15 protein-coding genes and 1 pseudogene are annotated in these 18,528 nt (G+C 31.9%); 7 read left to right on the forward strand and 9 right to left on the reverse strand.

The features are described from left to right. Positions 1 to 59 precede the first annotated feature (59 nt). Complete coding sequence (locus BOW55_RS11890; protein ID WP_129024295.1) at positions 60 to 743, reverse strand: DUF4294 domain-containing protein; 684 nt, start codon at positions 741 to 743, stop codon at positions 60 to 62. 81 nt (positions 744 to 824) lie between these two features. Here BOW55_RS11890 and BOW55_RS11895 point away from each other — a divergent pair. The 6 genes and pseudogenes from BOW55_RS11895 to BOW55_RS11920 all read left to right on the forward strand — a co-directional run bounded on the left by BOW55_RS11895 (position 825) and on the right by BOW55_RS11920 (position 9,551). Continuing rightward, positions 825 to 1,912: pseudogene (locus BOW55_RS11895) on the forward strand (M42 family metallopeptidase). Between the two features lie 68 nt (positions 1,913 to 1,980). Further along, positions 1,981 to 2,661 carry a response regulator transcription factor gene (locus BOW55_RS11900; RefSeq protein WP_089055984.1) on the forward strand — a complete coding sequence of 227 codons (681 nt, stop codon included), beginning with the start codon at positions 1,981 to 1,983 and terminating at the stop codon, positions 2,659 to 2,661. After that, on the forward strand, positions 2,658 to 4,016 hold the full coding sequence (locus BOW55_RS11905) for a HAMP domain-containing sensor histidine kinase (protein WP_129024296.1): 1,359 nt from the start codon (positions 2,658 to 2,660) through the stop codon (positions 4,014 to 4,016). Before BOW55_RS11900 ends, BOW55_RS11905 begins: the two co-directional genes overlap by 4 nt. A gap of 87 nt (positions 4,017 to 4,103) precedes the next feature. Continuing rightward, positions 4,104 to 5,351, forward strand: coding sequence for a TolC family protein (locus BOW55_RS11910; RefSeq protein WP_129024297.1), 1,248 nt, complete (start codon positions 4,104 to 4,106; stop codon positions 5,349 to 5,351). 12 nt (positions 5,352 to 5,363) lie between these two features. Continuing rightward, complete coding sequence (locus BOW55_RS11915; protein ID WP_089055981.1) at positions 5,364 to 6,449, forward strand: efflux RND transporter periplasmic adaptor subunit; 1,086 nt, start codon at positions 5,364 to 5,366, stop codon at positions 6,447 to 6,449. 3 nt (positions 6,450 to 6,452) lie between these two features. After that, positions 6,453 to 9,551: an efflux RND transporter permease subunit gene (locus BOW55_RS11920; RefSeq protein WP_129024298.1), complete on the forward strand. Its 3,099-nt coding sequence runs from the start codon at positions 6,453 to 6,455 to the stop codon at positions 9,549 to 9,551. A 162-nt stretch (positions 9,552 to 9,713) separates the two neighbouring features. Here the strand turns inward: BOW55_RS11920 and BOW55_RS11925 are convergent, their stop codons facing one another. After that, positions 9,714 to 10,094, reverse strand: a complete 381-nt coding sequence (locus tag BOW55_RS11925) for an ankyrin repeat domain-containing protein (RefSeq protein ID WP_129024299.1) — start codon at positions 10,092 to 10,094, stop codon at positions 9,714 to 9,716. Between the two features lie 349 nt (positions 10,095 to 10,443). On the opposite strand from BOW55_RS11925, the gene BOW55_RS11930 reads away from it, so the two are divergent. Continuing rightward, a complete protein-coding gene (locus tag BOW55_RS11930; protein WP_129024300.1) occupies positions 10,444 to 10,986 on the forward strand; it encodes an SRPBCC family protein in 543 nt (180 codons plus the stop codon). 126 nt (positions 10,987 to 11,112) lie between these two features. Here BOW55_RS11930 and BOW55_RS11935 read toward each other — a convergent pair whose 3' ends face one another. The 7 genes from BOW55_RS11935 to BOW55_RS11965 all read right to left on the reverse strand — a co-directional run bounded on the left by BOW55_RS11935 (position 11,113) and on the right by BOW55_RS11965 (position 18,359). Continuing rightward, positions 11,113 to 12,066 carry a phosphoribosylaminoimidazolesuccinocarboxamide synthase gene (locus BOW55_RS11935; protein WP_129024301.1) on the reverse strand — a complete coding sequence of 318 codons (954 nt, stop codon included), beginning with the start codon at positions 12,064 to 12,066 and terminating at the stop codon, positions 11,113 to 11,115. A 128-nt stretch (positions 12,067 to 12,194) separates the two neighbouring features. Then, complete coding sequence (locus BOW55_RS11940; protein ID WP_129024302.1) at positions 12,195 to 14,543, reverse strand: prolyl oligopeptidase family serine peptidase; 2,349 nt, start codon at positions 14,541 to 14,543, stop codon at positions 12,195 to 12,197. 193 nt (positions 14,544 to 14,736) lie between these two features. After that, positions 14,737 to 15,573: a Cof-type HAD-IIB family hydrolase gene (locus BOW55_RS11945; protein ID WP_129024303.1), complete on the reverse strand. Its 837-nt coding sequence runs from the start codon at positions 15,571 to 15,573 to the stop codon at positions 14,737 to 14,739. 157 nt (positions 15,574 to 15,730) lie between these two features. Further along, positions 15,731 to 16,192 carry a hypothetical protein gene (locus BOW55_RS11950; protein WP_129024304.1) on the reverse strand — a complete coding sequence of 154 codons (462 nt, stop codon included), beginning with the start codon at positions 16,190 to 16,192 and terminating at the stop codon, positions 15,731 to 15,733. A 10-nt stretch (positions 16,193 to 16,202) separates the two neighbouring features. Continuing rightward, the gene (locus tag BOW55_RS11955) at positions 16,203 to 16,565 is read right to left on the reverse strand and encodes a DUF1801 domain-containing protein (RefSeq protein WP_129024305.1); all 363 of its coding nucleotides are present in this window, start codon (positions 16,563 to 16,565) and stop codon (positions 16,203 to 16,205) included. Then, complete coding sequence (locus BOW55_RS11960) at positions 16,562 to 17,152, reverse strand: hypothetical protein (protein WP_164975028.1); 591 nt, start codon at positions 17,150 to 17,152, stop codon at positions 16,562 to 16,564. The genes BOW55_RS11955 and BOW55_RS11960 overlap by 4 nt, the downstream gene beginning before the upstream one ends. Before the next feature lie 256 nt (positions 17,153 to 17,408). Further along, positions 17,409 to 18,359: a PhoH family protein gene (locus BOW55_RS11965; protein ID WP_089055972.1), complete on the reverse strand. Its 951-nt coding sequence runs from the start codon at positions 18,357 to 18,359 to the stop codon at positions 17,409 to 17,411. Between the last annotated feature and the right edge of the window lie 169 nt (positions 18,360 to 18,528).

Below are 18,528 nucleotides of genomic sequence, written 5' to 3' on the forward strand. Positions count from 1 at the left end.
AAAACAAACCCGGCAGGTTTCGAAAACCTGCCGGGTTGTGATTACTATATATAATAGTATTAGTTTTCATTGACTGCTTTTGCTTTGGCTTCCCAATGCTCCATCAAATGATCATAATTTACAGGATTAGCCGGTGCTTGATTCAGCAAACGTCCAGATTCAAAAGCACGAACCAGAATTGTTTCTATTAGATAGTCTTCATTTACTTCATATGGCTTATACTCGGTTTTCAAGCTTATATCAAATAAATTCGCAGTTGTATTTGACACAAATGCTTTGAAACCACTTTTTAATGTCTTTATCAGCTCATAGGTTGTTATCCCAGTTTGGCGATGAATCAATTTTACAAGAATCTGACCTTGCTTTCTGGATAACTTCTTTAACCTGTCTTCAAATTCATTATTAAGATAGTCCTCAACAATCTTAAAATACTTTTTCTTTTCGCGATTGCTATTTAAACGAGACATACCTTTATTTAATGCAGTTAGTCTATCTGATGCTAATTTTGCATAAGGGTAAACTTTATAAACTCTATTCTGAAGAATCTGAAATTGCTTTTGCTCTTCGGGACTTAATTTTTGACCTTTTGAAACAATAATTTCAGGTAGTTGTATTGTATCGTTAAGAATAGAATCTTTCTCGGTTAATATATAACCCATTTCTTGATTTTCTTTCGGAGTAACTTGTGCAATACTGGAAAACGAAATCATAAATAAAAATAAAATACTGCAGGTAAATCTCATGGAGTCTTAATTTAAATGTAAAATTATATATTTATACACAACTCTAATACCAAATTTATAAATTAGCGCAAAAATATTTTTATGAGTACAAAATCTATCTTAAATGATACCTCTCTTTCTTTCTTAGAAAGTTATCTAAATAATGCTTCTCCGACGGGTTACGAAAGTGAAGGACAAAAACTTTGGATGAATTATTTAAAACCATATGTTGACACTTTTATAACTGATACATATGGCACAGCAGTTGGAGTTATTAACCCTGATGCTCCTTTTAAAGTTGTTATTGAAGGACATGCTGATGAAATTTCATGGTATGTAAATTATATTACTGATGATGGTTTATTATATGTAATTAGAAATGGTGGTTCTGATCATCAAATTGCGCCATCGAAAAGAGTTAATATTCATACTAAAAAAGGAATTGTAAAGGGTGTTTTTGGCTGGCCGGCAATTCATACACGTTTACGAGACAAGGAAGAAATTCCAAAATTAAGCAACATTTTTATTGACTTAGGCTGTGAGACAAAAGAAGAAGTCGAAGCGATGGGCGTTCATGTTGGCTGCGTAATAACGTATCCTGATGAATTTATGGTTCTAAATGAAAACAAATTTGTTTGCAGAGCAATCGATAATAGAATGGGCGGCTTTATGATTGCCGAAGTTGCTCGTTTATTGCATGAAAACAAAAAACACTTCCTTTTGGATTGTATATTGTAAATTCTGTTCAGGAAGAAATTGGTTTACGCGGAGCTGAAATGATTGCTCAAACTATTAAACCCAATGTTGCAATTGTAACTGATGTTTGCCATGATACTACTACTCCAATGATTGACAAAAAAGTTGAGGGAGATCTAAAAATGGGTAAAGGTCCTGTTATTGCTTACGCTCCAGCAGTTCAAAATAAATTGCGTGACTTAATTGTTGATACGGCTGAGGAATGTAAAATTCCTTTTCAACGTCATGCAACTTCAAGAGCTACAGGAACGGATACTGATGCATTTGCATACAGTAATGGCGGTGTAGCATCTGCATTAATCTCGCTGCCTTTACGTTATATGCATACAACTGTAGAAATGGTGCACAGAGAAGATGTAGAAAATGTAATTCAGCTGATTTACGCTTCAATATTGAAGATTGAAAACAATGAAACTTTTTCTTATTTTAAATAAGAGAGTCTACAAAATGTCAATTTGGCTGTTTTAAGAGCAGCCAAATTGACTAATACTTAAAAAACATCATGAAAATTTTACTACTCGAAGACGATTTTACTTTATCTAAAGAAATTTCAGCATTTTTCGCCACAAAAAAAATCGAGTGTTTTCCATTCTATGACGGAACTTTACTTCTTAAAAAATACTTTCCTTATGAATATGATTTAATCATTCTTGATATAAATGTTCCAGGAACAAATGGAATTGAGGTTTGCAAAGGTATTCGTGAGGTTGATAAAAAAACACCAATAATAATGCTTACGGCATTTAGTGAAATTGAAGATAAATTAGCTTCTTTTGACAATGGTGCTGATGATTATCTGGTAAAACCTTTTCATTTTGAAGAATTGTATGCGAGAATTTCCTCTTTGTTAAGACGAAAAGAAATTCCGCAGCAAACAGAACAAAAAATTCTTATTGAAGATCTAGAAATTCAAGAAGATGAAATGAAAGTTTTTCGCGCTGGAGAAGAAATTAAACTGACTCCCAAAGAATTTAATCTGATTCTAATTCTAGCTCATGCTAAAGGTAAAGTATTATCAAAGCAGTTTATTGCCGAAAAATTATGGGATTATCATATAGAAACGAATCAAAACACGATTGAAGTTTATATCAATTTTCTGCGTAAGAAAATCGATAAGGATCATGAAGTAAAACTTATACGAACTAAAATTGGTTACGGATACTATTTAAGCAATCAAGAATGACTTTAAAAAACAGAATATCACTTTTAGTAAGCTTGCTGTTTACAATCCTTTTTGGATTGGCTTCAACTGTGATATTTGTTTTATATTCTAATTTTAGAAAAGAAGAATTTAGAGATCGATTAGAAATAAAAGCGCTTTCAAACATTAAGTTATTGGTTAATGTTAAAGAAGTTGATGATCAACTTTTAAAAATGATCGATCAAAATTCTATAAATAAACTGTATGACGAAAAAACACTGGTATTTGATTCACAATTTAAACTCATTTACAGCAGTATTGATGACGCTAAAATTAATTGGTCTGTTGATGATTTAAAATATCTTAAAAAGCATAAAACCTTCTTTAAACAACAAGGAGACTACGAAGTATACGGTGTTTTCTATGATACTAAAGATAAAGATTTTTACGCTCTAATATCAGCAACAGATGATTACGGTAAACGAAAATTGCTTTTTTTACGATATACCTTAGTTGTGTCTTATATCTTCTTTACTTGTCTTTGCTGGGTATTAACCTCTTTTATGGTTAAAAAAGCAATGAATCCGTTAGGTTTATTTCATCAAAAAATAAAAAACATCAACGAGAACAATCTCGATACTCGCATAAAATCAAAAAGTAATAAAAATGAAATTGATTTAATTGCCAATGAATTTAATTTCATGATGGATCGAATTGAAATTTCTTATCAAAAACAAAAAGAGTTTACTGCGCACGCATCACATGAACTTAGAACGCCATTATCTAGAATTACATCTCAAATAGAAAATGTAGTTGCAGATCCTAAAACAACTCCTGAAAATAAAAGCTTCTTAAAAACAATTTTATCAGATGTAAATCAACTGACAGAGTTAATTACTTCATTACTTACTCTTTCTAAAATTGATACCAAAAATCAGGAAAATAATGAAACTCATCGTTTAGATGAAATTTTGTTTTCGGCAATTGAAAATCTAAACAAAAGCTTTCCTGACTTTGTTATTATTTTTGAAATGGAAGAAAGCGAAAACTTAGATTCTGCATTGGAAATTAAGGGAAATAAAAACCTTTTAGAAATTGCAATAAGCAATGTTTTAAAAAATGCCTGTGTTTATTCGGATAACAAACAGGCAAAAGTAAAAATAAGAACGATAGGCGATTCTCTAGTTATTTCGATTTCAAACACTGGAAAAACGCTGACTGAGAATGAGCAGAAAAATCTTTTTCAACCTTTTATGCGCGGGGAAAATTCAAAAGGAACAACAGGATTCGGACTTGGTTTACGCATTGTAAACCGTATCTTAAACTTGCACCAATCAAGCATAACTTACAGTGTTACAGACGAAAACATAAATTTATTTCAATTAATTTTTCATTAATAATTTATTTTAAGGTATTTTTAAGGTAGATTTTAAGGTGTCTTAAAGTCTACTGATAGCATATTTGTATAAAATAAATTTGATACAATGAAAAAACTATATGCATTGCTGTTACTTGCATTCTTCAATCAAGTAATTGTGGCTCAGAAAACAGTTACTCTTCAAGACTGTGAAAGCCAATTTCTTACAAAGAACCTTTTTTTATTGGCATCTCAATACAATATCGATGCCTCGAAAGCACTGACCATTCAGGCAAAAATTTGGGACAACCCAACTATTACTGCGGAATTAAATGCTTATAATCCTGAAAGGAATCAGTATTTTGATATAGGAAAAGATGGTCAAAAAGCATTTGGTATAGAACAGTTGATTTACTTGGGCGGAAAAAAACGCAACGAAGTAAAACTGGCAAAAACTAATGAACAATTAGCAGAACTCCAATTCAACGATTTGCTTCGAACATTAAAGCTGCAGCTGCGTAAAAGTTTTTACACGGTTTACTACAACACAAAAAGCCTTGAAACGACAGATAATCAGCTTGCGCATATTGAAGACTTAATCAATTCATATTCTGTACAAGTACAAAAAGGAAATATTGCATTAAAAGATCTTGTTCGTTTACAATCACTTTATTTAAACTTTAAGAATGAGAGAATGGAAGTTGTAAATAATAGTATTGAAGAGCAAGCGAACTTAAAATTGCTATTAAACGAAACTGAAACTATTATTCCAAATGTTTCAAAAGATGATTTTAACAAATACTTAAAAACAATACCATTTGATTTAAAATCTTTTCAAGATGAAGCAATTGCAAATCGTCCTGATTATTTAGCTCAGCAAAAAGAAATTGAAGCAAATGAATTAAATGTCAAATGGCAAAAATCACTTTCTATTCCTGACATCACTTTAGGTGCAAACTATGATCAACGAAGCGGCGCTTTTGAAAAAGAAGCAAATCTATCAATTGGAATTCCGCTCCCGCTTTGGAACAAAAACAAAGGAAACATTAAATACGCGCAAACCATTCTGGCGCAGTCAAAAGTAGAAAAGCAAAATTTTGATCTGCAACTGCAAACTGAAATTACATCGGCTTGGAGTAAATGGAATGAATCCAGAAAAAATTATACTGTAATTAAACCAACTGTTAACTCCGATTTTGAAGCAGTTTACAACGGAATTTTATCCAATTTTCAAAAAAGAAATATCAGCTTATTAGAATTTACGGATTTTATGGAAAGCTACAATCAAGCAAATCTTCAAGTTAACGAACTAAAGAAAAAACTAGCCTTATCTGGAGAAGAATTAAACAGTACAATTAACAAGGATTTATTCTAAAACTAAATAATAATGAAACATACACTAATTATAGGAATTGCAATTGTTAGTTTATCTCTGACAAGCTGCAAAAAGGAAGTAGAAAATCCTCAAACTAATTCTTCATTTGCTCTAAGCGACAGCATGCTTAAAACCACAAGCACCGCAACTGCAACGACTCAAATTGTAAAAAATGAATTAAGCTTTTATGGAAAAATTACGGCCGACAATAATAAAATGATAGATGTTTACCCTCTTGTTGGCGGTAATGTAATCAAAGTTAATGTAGAGCTTGGTGACTATGTACATAAAGGACAAGTTTTGGCTATTATAAAAAGTACTGATGTAGCTGATTTTGAAAAGCAATCTATAGATGCTAAAAGTGATTTATTAGTCGCTAAAAACAATCTAAAGGTGGCACAGGAATTATTTGACGGAAAGTTAAATTCTGAAAGTGACGTACTTCAAGCAAAATCAGAAGTTAACAAAGCACAATCGCAACTAAGTAAAATTCAAGAAACTTATAAAATCTATAATATAAAAGCAGGTTCAATTTACGAAGTAACTGCTCCAATTAGTGGGTTTATTATTCAAAAAAGCATTAATCAAGATATGCTTTTAAGATCTGACCGCTCTGAAAACATTTTTGACATTGCAGAAATCAGTGAAGTTTGGGCAATGGCAAACATTAACGAGATCGATATTAATAAAGTAAAATTAGGTATCGACGCGAGTGTAACAACTTTAAGTTATCCTGATAAAATCTTTAAAGGTAAAGTAGATAAAATATTCAATGTAATTGATCCGCAAACTAAGGCGATGCAGGCAAGAATAAAACTTCAAAATCCGGGTTTTTTACTAAAACCTGATATGAATGCAAACATAAAATTATCTTTTAATGAGGATAAATCAATGATAGCAATTCCTAGTGATGCCATTGTTTTTGACAAAAGTAAAAACTTTGTTATGATATTTAAAGATCGTCATAATATTGAAACCAGACAAGTTGAAGTTTTTAGAGTCGTAGGCGATACAACTTACATCTCAAGCGGTTTAAAGGAAAATGAAAAGGTCATTACTAATAATCAGTTATTTATTTATCGCGCATTAAACGATTAAGACATGAACAAATTCATAAGAAACATTATTGCTTTCTCTCTTAAGAACAAAGCATTTACCTTTTTTTGGGTTGGAGTACTGGCCGTTGCAGGATTTATTTCCTTCAAAAATATGCCAATTGATGCTTTTCCTGATGTAACCAATACGCAGATCATAATCATCACTCAATGGAATGGAAAAAGCGCCGAAGAAGTTGAACGTTTTGTGACTTCGCCTATCGAAATTTCGATGAACTCGGTTCAAAAAAAGACTAGTGTACGAAGTATTACAATGTTTGGTTTATCTGTTATCAAAATTATTTTTGATGATGGTGTAGATGATACTTTTGCTCGTTTTCAAGTAAACAATCTGCTTAAAAATGTAAAACTTCCTGATGATGTTGAGCCAGATGTTCAACCTCCGTATGGACCAACTGGAGAAATTTTTAGATATATTGTAAAAAGCGACAGCAGAGACAGCCGTGAATTACTAACCTACCAAAACTGGATAATTGATAAACAATTGCGTGCAGTTCCAGGTGTTGCCGATTTAAATGTTTTTGGAGGTCAAGATAAAACGTATGAAGTTGGTGTTGATCCTATAAAACTGGCAAAATACAACATTACACCACTTCAAGTTTACAATGCTGTAAATGCAGGAAACTTGAATGTTGGAGGAGACATTATTGAAAAAAACGGACAGGCATTTGTTGTTAGAGGAGTTGGTTTACTAAAATCTATTTCTGATATCGAAAACATAATTGTCGACGACGCCGGAGGAAATCCTATTTTGGTAAAAAATGTAGCATCTGTTTACGAAAGTGCGATGCCTAGAGTTGGTCAAACCGGTATAGGCAAAAATGATGATGCTGTTGAAGGTATTATTGTAATGCGAAAAGGCGAAAATGCACAAGAAACATTAGCCTTAATTAAAGACAAAATAAAGGATTTAAATGAAAATGTACTTCCTAAAGATATAAAGATAGAAACTTTCTATGATCGTGATAATTTAATGAATTTCACTACCGAAACGGTAATGCATAATTTATTTGAAGGAATCATACTTGTTACTTGTGTTGTATTTCTTTTTATGGCCGATTGGCGAACAACTTTTACGGTTTCAATTGTAATTCCGCTTTCCTTATTGTTTGCCTTTTTATGTCTAAAAATGATGGGAATGAGTGCCAACCTGCTGAGTTTGGGAGCGGTTGACTTTGGGATAATTATTGATGGTGCGGTGGTAATGGTTGAAGGATTGTTTGTAGTGTTAGACCACCGTGCGCATCAATTAGGAATGACTGCGTATAATAAAATTGCCAAAGGAAGCATTATTAAGAAAACGGGAACTGAAATGGGTAAAGCCATCTTTTTCTCTAAATTAATAATTATTACAGCTTTACTTCCAATATTCTCTTTCCAGAAAGTAGAAGGAAAAATGTTCTCTCCCCTAGCCTATACATTAGGTTTTGCTTTAATGGGTGCATTACTTTTCACGCTGACTTTAGTTCCAGTTTTATCTCATATTTTACTGAACAAAAATGTAAAAGAAAAGAATAATCCGTTTGTGAACTTTTGGGATAGAATTGTAGGTAAAGGATTTGCATGGACATTTAAACACAAAGTAAAAACATTAGTTCTATCAATAGGAATTATTGCTGCTACATTTTTTTCAGCTACTTTTTTAGGAACTGAATTTTTACCTCAATTAAACGAGGGCGCCTTATGGGTAACGGCAGAATTACCAATGAGCACATCATTGCCAGAAAGTGTAAAAACTGCTGCAATGATAAGAAAAGATCTAGAAACTTTTCCTGAAGTTAAAAAAGTACTTTCGCAAACAGGTCGAAGCAATGACGGAACAGATCCTAATGGTTTTGGATTTATTCAGCTACAAGTTGATTTAAAACCAAAAGCCGAATGGAAGCGAAAAATTACAATGGATGATTTAATTAATGAAATGGACGAGAAACTAAAAGTTCACCAAGGAATTACCTATAACTATTCGCAGCCTGTTATTGACAACGTAGCAGAATCTGTCGCTGGTTTTAAAGCTTCGAATGCGGTGAAAATTTATGGAGATGATTTAGATAAACTTGACGAGCTTTCTAATCAGGTTTTAGCAAAAATTAAAGACATTCCAGGAATCAAAGATGTTGGAATTCTGCGAAATGTAGGTCAGCCAGAAATAAGCGTCGTTTTAGATCGCGAAAAAATGGCAGCATATGGCGTAACTTTAAGTGATGCTCAAGCTGTACTAGAATTAGCTTTTGGAGGAAAAACGGCAACAGAAAAATATGAAGATGAGAAGAAATTTGATGTTCGAGTACGTTTTTCTAAAGAGTATCGAAAAGACGAAGAAGATTTAGCCGAATTAAAAGTTCCAACTATAAACGGTGTAAAAATTCCATTGAAAGAAATCTGCGACATTAAAACGATTACAGGACCTGCTTTTATCTATAGAGATAATACAAAACGTTTTATAGGAGTTAAATTTTCTGTGAGAGATCGAGATTTAGGAAGTACAATTGCAGAAGCACAAAAGAAAGTAGCCGAAGTAAAAATGCCAACTGGTTATACAACTGGCTGGACTGGCGAATTTGAAAATCAAGTTCGTGCAAGTGCACGTTTAGCGCAAGTTGTACCAATAAGTTTAATTGGAATATTTGTACTGCTGTTTATTTTGTTTGGAAATCTAAAAGACTCACTGCTTGTATTGGCAAATGTTCCCTTTGCCGTAATTGGAGGAATTATTGCTTTGCATCTTACAGGTATGAATTTCGGAATTTCTGCCGGAGTTGGATTTATCGCTTTACTCGGAATTTGTATTCAGAATGGAGTAATCTTAATATCTGAATTTCATCACAATATCAAGGCAAAATTCTCGCTCGAAGAATCGATTTTTAGAGGCGTAAAAGCGCGAACAAGAGCGGTAATTATGACTGCATTAATGGCGTCAATTGGTTTAATGCCAGCTGCAATCTCAACTGGAATTGGATCTGAATCTCAAAAACCTCTTGCGATTGTAATTATTGGAGGATTAGTTACAGCAACAATTCTAACGCTGTTGGTCTTCCCTATCTTATTCTGGATTTTTAATCGCAGAAAACATGCGCCTATCGAATAAAGATTTTAAAATTAATTAGTGGTTAATTAAATACGTTCAAAAAGAAAAAGCATCATTTTTAATGATGCTTTTTTGATTTCTAGGTACAAAAAAAACGACCTTCTGCTCAGGAAGATCGTTTCATTTACTAACTCAAACTCTTTAAACTTTTAGAACAAATGTTTATTTTGCTTCTTTCAAAATAGCGATAGCATCTGTCGCATTTGATAATTCAGCATATTTTAATGCTGTATAACCTTTTTCATTTTTTTCGTTTATGCGAGCTCCATTTGCTATTAAAACTTTCATAATTTCAGCTTTGTTATAGCGTGCTGCTGTCATTAAAGGTGATAAATCTTCAGACATTTCGTTTACATCTGCTCCGTACTCAATAAGTTTTTTTACAAATGCAAGATCTCCTTTACTAACTGCCACATTTAATGGCGAAGAGAAAATCTTTGTAATTTCCATTTGTGGTTTCACAAATGATGTTTGATTTGATGCCATTGAAACATTGGCAAACGCTACTAAAGCAACTCCTAAATAAATGATTGAATTTTTCATAATGATTGATTGTTAATTGATTGATATTGATGATTTTTAAATTCTATGTAAATGTAAGTAATTTTATGTATTATGTATTACAAGGTAATATGTTTTAACAAATTACTAACATTCAGTTAATGAAAGGCTTATAAATTTAATCTAATTGTTATTAAACTTATTTGCCTACACTTATATAGACGCAGAGATTACAAAAATGTTACACTAAAAATGAAATTTTATAAAAAAAATCTTCAAAAAAAATTAAACGTGTTAAAATACAGCGTTTTACTTTTATAACTTTACAATCATTAATGCTTATTATTTAACTAATTTTCAAAAAAGTAATTAACTATCTAAACCAAAGATTATGGGACTTATCAAAAAAATTCTGGTTATCTTAATTTTAGTTTTTTCTATTGTATTAATTGCAGCTTACTTCATGCCAAAAAATTATGCGGTCGAAAGAGAAATTACGATCAACAAACCTGTTGATACCGTTTTTAATTATGTAAAATATCTAAAAAATCAAAATCAATTTAGTGTCTGGGCAAACATTGACCCAAAAATGAAATCAACTTTTAAAGGTGTTGATGGAACTGTTGGTGCAATTTCAGCATGGGAAAGTAAAGTTAAAGAAGTTGGTGTTGGAGAACAGGAAATAACCAAAATTATTCCTAACTCACGTCTTGATTTTGCACTTCGTTTTAAAGAGCCAATGGATGACACCGCCAATGGTTTCATGTCAACCGAAAGTTTGGGCGGAAATCAAACTAAAGTAAAATGGGGAGTCAATGGTGTTATTCCTTTTCCTATGAATATAATGCTGCCAATGATGAAAATGGATCAAATGATTGGAAACGATTTGCAAAAAGGTCTTGAAAATTTAAAAGATCAAATGGAACAAAAATAAGATCTAAATTTAATTTCGTAGAAAATAGTCTTTTAAAATATAAAAAATGCCTTGCGATCATAAATCTGCAAGGCATTTTTAGTTTGAGAAGCCTGGTTTAAAAATAAATTAAAAACCTTTGACTTATTATTTATTACTTAGATAATCTAATATATTTTTATTAATACGCTGATCAATATTGTCGATATCAGCTTTAACAAATTTTTCTCCCAAAATATTTTCGTATAATTCGATATATCTTTCAGAAACTGATTCAATATAAGCCTCTGTCATATCAGGAATTTGTTGTCCTTCTTGTCCTTGAAAACCATTTTCAATCAACCAGCGGCGAACAAACTCTTTAGACAATTGTTTTTGCTCCTCTCCTTTATCTTGTCTTTCCTGATATCCATCAGCATAAAAATAACGAGAAGAATCTGGTGTATGAATTTCATCAATTAAAACAATAACTCCGTCTTTTGTTTTTCCGAATTCGTATTTTGTATCTACTAAAATCAAACCGCGAGAAGCCGCAATTTCGGTTCCTCTTTGAAACAACGCTCGTGTATATTTTTCTAAAACCAAATAGTCTTCTTCAGAAACAATTCCTTTAGATAAAATATCCTCACGAGAAATATCTTCATCATGTGAACCGTTATCAGCTTTTGTAGTTGGCGTAATAATTGGCTCAGGAAATTTGTCATTTTCTTTCAAACCTTCGGTCATTGTTACACCGCAAATTTGTCTTCTTCCTGCAGCATATTCACGTGCAGCATGACCAGAAACATAACCACGAATAACCATTTCAACTTTAAAAGGTTCACATAAATATCCAACAGCAACATTTGGATCTGGAGTCGCAATTAACCAATTTGGAACAATATCAGCTGTAAGCTCCATAAATTTTGTTGCAATTTGATTCAAAATTTGTCCTTTGTACGGAATCCCTTTTGGCAAAACCACATCAAAAGCCGAAAGTCTATCTGTTGCGACCATTACCAAAAGCTCGTCGTTGATATTATAAACTTCTCTAACTTTTCCGCGGTAAACTGACTTTTGATTCGGAAAATTAAAATTTGTAGTTGTGATTGTATTACTCATTATCCTAAGTTGTGTTGTTTTTTATGAATGCAAATTTAAAACTATTTAAAAGAAAAAAGATCTATTCAGATTCTTTTTTTCTTTAATCTCCGTGTAAACCTTAAATTATAAAGCTACATCGCTAACACTTATTTCTTCAGCAAAGTCGAATTGAATAAATTCAGAATTCTGCTGTACTCATCTATCCAAGAATAAGTTTCCTTAAATCCGTGTGCTTCAACAGGGAAAGAGGCTAATGTCCAATTCTTTTTCTCTAACTCTATAAAACGTTGTGACAAACGAACAATATCTTTGTACTCTACATTATCATCAACCATTCCGTGAAGCATCACTAAGTTTCCTTTTAAATTATCTGCAAAATAAATAGGAGAGCTTTTTTTGTAAGCAACTGGATCTGTTTCTGGGAAATTCAAAATATTACCCGTATATCCGTGATTGTAATGTGCCCAATCTGTAACCGAACGTAAAGCTGCTCCTGAAGCAAATTCGCCAGGAGTAGTAAGCATTCCCATTAAAGTAATAAAACCTCCATAAGACCCGCCATAAATACCAACTCTATCCGCATCAATTCCGTACTTCTCAACCAAATATTTTTTACCATCCAATTGATCGGTCAAATCTTTTCCGCCCATAAAACGATAAATTCCAGTTCTAAAATCCCTTCCATAACCATCACTTCCTCTATAATCAATATCTAGAACGGTATAACCTAAATCAGTCAGCATATTATGAAACATATACTCTCTATAATAATTACTCCAATAATTATGAGCATTTTGCAAATATCCTGCACCATGAACAAAAATAACCGCAGCTTTATTCGAAGTTTCCGTTTTTGGCGTATATAATCTAGCGTATACAGGAGTTCCGTCTTGTGCTTTAAAAGTTACGACTTCAGGCTCTCTCCATTTATAATTTTTGAAACTTTCAGAAACCGAAGAAGTAATCTGTTGCAGTGAAGTATTTTTTTTGTTATCAGCGATGTATAAATCCCATGGAATATTTTTATATGAATAACGTACTAGCAGCGCTTTTTCATCTGGCGAAACTACTACTTCATGCGCTCCATCTTTAGTTAAAACAGGCTCTAAAGCACCGCCAGAAGCAGCTAGTTTATAATAATTCCTGTTTCCTGGATGTGTGGTATTGGTTGTTAAATAAAATGTTTTTTTATCGTTAGACAGTGTCACATCGCGAACTTCCCAATTGCCGCTTGTAAGCTGTGTTTTTTTATTCGATTTAAAATTATAAGTGTATAAATGTGAATATCCTGTTACTTCAGATTGGAAATACAGCGTTTCATTATCTGCTAAGAAACCTAAAATTCCAGAATCAAAAGAATAAGATGGTATTCCTGGTCCTGCAATCCAAGCTTCGTCATGCTGATGCTCAATTTCTTTAAATGTTCCATTCTCAAGATTTAAACTCACCAGCCATCTATCTTTGTTATCTTGGCTTCTGATTTCAACAATTCCAATTGAACCGTTTTCGTTGTAAACTGGAGCCTGAGCCACAATTAACTTATCCTCTTTTGCCTTGCTTTTCAAGTTATCGTACGATTCATAATATTTAGGAACATCTTGAATATGACTCAATTTTGAAAAATCGACAAAATAAACAGAATCCTTAGCAACAGAATAAATTCCGAATTTTGTTTTAACCAAATTTGCCGTAGACACTTTTTCCTTTGTCTCAGGTGATTGATTATAACCGTCACTAGTTATAAAAACTTCCATTTTTTCTTTTTTAACATCTGCTTCTTCTACTAAACAAAACGTTGCAAAATTCCCGTTTGGATTCGCTTTTAGATTGTAAAAATTATCCTTTCCATAAAAATATTCTTTAGCAAAATCAGATTTAACAGCCTTACTTTTGGCTAGATTCCACTGTTTTTTTGCTTCAGCATCTCTAATAAACTGAAATAATTCTTTCTGTTGTGTTTTTAAGAAAGAATCTTTCTCAGGTGTTTTACTTTTTTTCTCGCCTTTACTAAAATTAGTAATTTGCAAAACACTTCCCTCTTTTGCATTGTATTTAAAAATATTATCATTTTGCTCAAAAAATACTATTCCAGATTCGCTGCCTAATTCAAGATTTGAAATTGGTGTACTTTGCTGATAGATTTTTTTTGTTGTTTTTGAAGCAATAGAGTACGAAAACAATCTTCCGCTATCTAAATAATAAACTAAATCTGATCCCGGTTTTCTTTTAAAATCAAGTTTAGAAAAAGCAGCTTCCTTTGGTTCAACCAAAACAGGCTTTGCAGCGCCTTTTTGCCAGGAATAAGTACTTGCGCCTAAATCATTAGTTGGATTCCAATCAAAATAAACTTTTTTGCTATCTAAAGACCAGCGTCCGTTTGTGGGTTGATTTCCTATAAAAGATTCGCCCTTCATTATTTCCTCTAATTTCAATGTTTGGTTATATCCTTTTACTGAAAAAATTAGAAAGGCAGCAATAAAAATGTTTTTTGTCATGGTATTAGTTTTTATGAGAAAACAAAAATACACGTTGAAAATTACTAAAAAAACATTTTTGTAATTTCCTTGCAAAATCTTCTACATAATATCCATTTAACAATAAAATCCTTGAAGAATTACCTTCAAGGATCTTATTTTTATCAAAAGTCTAAAATTCAAAATCCTAAACCTTGTATATCTATTTTAATAATTATGCTTCGTTTACTGCAAATTCTTTATTCAATATTTTTGAAGCAATATATTTCGCCACACCATCTTCAGCATTTGATGTTATCACTTCTAAATTAGGCAACGTCTCTTTTAATAAAGCTGGAGCGTTGCCCATAATTAATCCTTTTCCGGCTGCTGCCAACATTTGTACGTCGTTAAAACCATCACCAAATGCAACTGCCTGATCTAAAGTAAAGCCTTCTTTTTCTAGAACTTTTTCGATTGCAACAGCTTTGTCTACAGATTTATCCATAAACTCTAAACAAGTTGGCAAACTAAAGGCATGATGAAGATTATCTGAAGAATTAGCCAAAACAGCATCTTTTAATGCTACTAATTTTTCGTGATTGTCACATGAAAAGAAAATTTTGATCGCGCTAAAATCTTCAAGAGTTTTGTAATCAACCAATTCAGGACGATATTTCAATTCAGCCTGAAAAGCATTTAACCTTTCATTTACTCTATTGGTCTGCCAAACATTTTCTTTGAATAAAACTACGGTGATTTCAGGGTCGATTTCAACATTTAAGGCTGCTTTAACTATATCGCTTTCTAAATCAAAAGCAAAAAGTTCTTCCTTTTCCGGCGAATGAATTCTAGCTCCATTTGAACTTACTAAATAAACAGGAACTTCAAGAGTTTCGATAATTGCCATTGCATCAAGATGATGACGCCCTGTAGCCACTACAATAAGATAATTTTGATTGTGAAGTTCTTGAAAAATTGATTTTGTATAATCTGAAATTCGGTGTTGAGGATTGAGTAAAGTTCCATCTAAATCACTTACTACAACTTTTATATTTTTAAGATTTGTCATATTAATAATCAAATATTTATGATGTGCAAATTTACGGCTTTAAGCCCACAAGAACAAAGATTATCATTCATAAAACCCTAAAATAATGCAAGTTTATTATATATTTAACTATTTAATCAAATGATGACCTTTTTATTTTTTTACTTATAAAATACCTTTAATCCGTGTAATATCCATCATTTCCACTTGCTCTTGTAAGAGTTATCCCGTCTTTAAAAACCAACTGAAGCCCATGTTCTTGCTCCCATTCACATTCACAACAAACACAAAGATAGAAATCACCTTTTTCATCCCAATCAATAATTATTTCAGATGGATATACAAAATTCCAAACTTCATCTACAGTTTTAATGTCGAGTGATTTGGTATACCCCCATTTTAAAGTTTCATCATAATAATTGAAAACTAGCTGCGAATTTTCAATTTTGTCCCTTGAATCTAATTTTAAGAAATTTTCTAATACTTTATCTGCTTCAAATAAATATGGTTGATGTTTTGCTTCTACAAATCCAATTTTTAATTTTTGATTATTAAAATATAATATTGGAAATGGCTCACTTTCATAAAAATCTAAATCATACTCTAAAGGCTTAAGTTGCCCAACTATTTTCGATTCCATTTTATAAATTTTAAACTTTTACAATTCCTGATTTATATAAATTTATTGCTTTTTCTATAATAACTTTAATTTGTTCCAAAGGCAAATCTTCATCAGAATTAAGCATCATAATTTTCATTCTTGATCTTTTTTCCTGAAGCAAAAAAGGTTCATCAAAATGTTTTCCTTCTACAATTCCTATGTAGGGTTGCTTATTCTTTTTATGCCTCCATAAATAGCAGAACATTTTTCCTTTATAGCAGAAAAAAGGCATTCCGTATTTTAAAACGTGCGTAATGTCTTTGTCTTGTTTTAAGATGATTTCTTTTAATGCAAGAAATGTCCCTTTTATGGGTTCTTCTTGGTTTAGGTAGAAATCGTCAAGTTGTTTCATTTTTTAAATTCAAGCTCTTTTTTCCAATTATCTATAGTTGTAGGACGCTCATTATTATTTGGGTAATTTAATGTAATAAAATCAAATTGTTCTTTAGTTAATAAGACTATTCGCCCGTCATTACCAGAACTTATAGGATAAAATTGTTCATTACTATTTTGCAATTTTAATTGGTCATTTAACATTTCAATAAAATTTAAATATGCAATTCCCCAGTCATAATCACCAAAATCGTTATCAAAAGCAGTGTACTCTTTTCCATTAAGCTTTATTTTGTACGTCCAATGTTCTTTTGTTTGATTATTAATTTCGTCCGAGAAAGAAAGCTTTAGATTCAGTTTATCAAATAAAGGTTTTATAGTTTCTAAATATCCTGTTAAACCTCCACCTTCAAATAATGTTTCAGAATCAATAAAGTAAAATCTATTATCTGTAAAACTTAAATCGTCTTTCATATAACCTTCAAAAAAACTCAACTCATCATAAGATTTTTCAAAATCTTCTTTGGTTAATTTCAGTTCTTTCTTTTCAGTTAAATTGAAAAAATTTAATTTATCTAATTCTAAAACAATCTCTTTACCTGTCAATTTATTTTTGTTTTTTTTCGAGCTATTATTTTCCCTTTTTTGAGCATAAAACTTAAAGGAAAAAAACAACAAGCCTAGAATTAAAATAATTTTACTTTCCATTTTTTACAAACTGATACATTTTTTTTTAATTTGTCAATGATTCAAAAAAAACATTCGTTTTGCACCTTTCAAAAAGAAATAAGTACAAAACGAATATCAATAAATGTTAAAACACACTTTACGATTTACATTTAACATTTCGCAAAAATTAAACTTAATCGTGATTTTCTATTTGCTTGTAAGCGTCGATCACCTTTTTCACTAATCTGTGACGAACGATATCTTTATCATCCAGATAAATAATTCCAATTCCGTCAATATCTTTCAGAACCAAAATCGCTTCTTTAAGACCCGAAATAGTGCGTCGCGGTAAATCGACCTGCCCAGGATCTCCCGTAATCATAAACTTAGCGTTTTTTCCCATACGGGTCAAAAACATCTTCATTTGTGAGTGCGTCGTATTCTGCGCCTCGTCTAAAATTACAAAGGCATTATCAAGCGTTCGTCCGCGCATAAAAGCTAAAGGCGCAATCTGAATAATTCCTTTTAAAATGTAATCTTCGAGTTTTTCATTGGGTAACATATCGCGCAAAGCATCGTAAAGCGGCTGCATGTAAGGATCCAGTTTTTCTTTCATATCGCCGGGTAAAAAACCAAGATTTTCACCTGCTTCTACCGCTGGACGAGTCAAAATTATCCTTTTTACTTCTTTGTCTTTAAGCGCTTTTACCGCCATTGCAACACCCGTATATGTTTTACCTGTTCCAGCTGGACCAATGGCAAAAACCATATCATTTTTTTTGATCGTATCCACCAGCAATTGCTGATTTGGCGTCATGGCTTTGATTATTTTACCGCCAACTCCGTGAACTAATATTTTGTCATGATCGTATGCTTTTTTTTCATCCTGACCATCACTCATAATTACGCGTTCAATTACATTATCATCAATGTTGTTGTATCTGGTAAAATGAAGCATAAGCCTCTGAAATCTCTTTTCGAATTCATCTAAAACTTCTTTTTCGCCAAAGGCTTTCAAAGTGGTCCCTCGCGCTACGATTTTAAGCTTTGGGTAATACTTTTTAATAATTTCAAGATGAGAATCCTGCGCGCCCCAAAAGTCTTTTGGAGCGATGTCTATTAGCTCGATAATTCTTTCGTTCAAAGGAGATAAATTTAAATTAAAAATAAATTTGTTTTGTAAATCTATTGCTGTCGGGTATTTTTTTATGTTATGGTTTTCAGCAGCATCTGTACTTTTAAATACCAATTAAAATAACTTTTTGTTAAAAGACTGAAAACTGAAACTGAAAATTGAGACTCTATATATTTTA

The organism is Flavobacterium sp. YO12 (assembly GCF_004119495.1).
Classification (GTDB): domain Bacteria; phylum Bacteroidota; class Bacteroidia; order Flavobacteriales; family Flavobacteriaceae; genus Flavobacterium.

Bases quoted from the DNA above. Each gene is read 5' to 3' on its own strand.
- BOW55_RS11940 (WP_129024302.1), bottom strand. From the start codon at position 14,543: ATGACAAAAAACATTTTTATTGCTGCCTTTCTAATTTTTTCAGTAAAA.
- BOW55_RS11890 (WP_129024295.1), bottom strand. From the start codon at position 743: ATGAGATTTACCTGCAGTATTTTATTTTTATTTATGATTTCGTTTTCC.
- BOW55_RS11915 (WP_089055981.1), top strand. From the start codon at position 5,364: ATGAAACATACACTAATTATAGGAATTGCAATTGTTAGTTTATCTCTG.
- BOW55_RS11950 (WP_129024304.1), bottom strand. From the start codon at position 16,192: ATGGAATCGAAAATAGTTGGGCAACTTAAGCCTTTAGAGTATGATTTA.
- BOW55_RS11955 (WP_129024305.1), bottom strand. From the start codon at position 16,565: ATGAAACAACTTGACGATTTCTACCTAAACCAAGAAGAACCCATAAAA.
- BOW55_RS11930 (WP_129024300.1), top strand. From the start codon at position 10,444: ATGGGACTTATCAAAAAAATTCTGGTTATCTTAATTTTAGTTTTTTCT.
- BOW55_RS11905 (WP_129024296.1), top strand. From the start codon at position 2,658: ATGACTTTAAAAAACAGAATATCACTTTTAGTAAGCTTGCTGTTTACA.
- BOW55_RS11925 (WP_129024299.1), bottom strand. From the start codon at position 10,094: ATGAAAAATTCAATCATTTATTTAGGAGTTGCTTTAGTAGCGTTTGCC.
- BOW55_RS11910 (WP_129024297.1), top strand. From the start codon at position 4,104: ATGAAAAAACTATATGCATTGCTGTTACTTGCATTCTTCAATCAAGTA.
- BOW55_RS11935 (WP_129024301.1), bottom strand. From the start codon at position 12,066: ATGAGTAATACAATCACAACTACAAATTTTAATTTTCCGAATCAAAAG.
- BOW55_RS11920 (WP_129024298.1), top strand. From the start codon at position 6,453: ATGAACAAATTCATAAGAAACATTATTGCTTTCTCTCTTAAGAACAAA.
- BOW55_RS11900 (WP_089055984.1), top strand. From the start codon at position 1,981: ATGAAAATTTTACTACTCGAAGACGATTTTACTTTATCTAAAGAAATT.
- BOW55_RS11945 (WP_129024303.1), bottom strand. From the start codon at position 15,573: ATGACAAATCTTAAAAATATAAAAGTTGTAGTAAGTGATTTAGATGGA.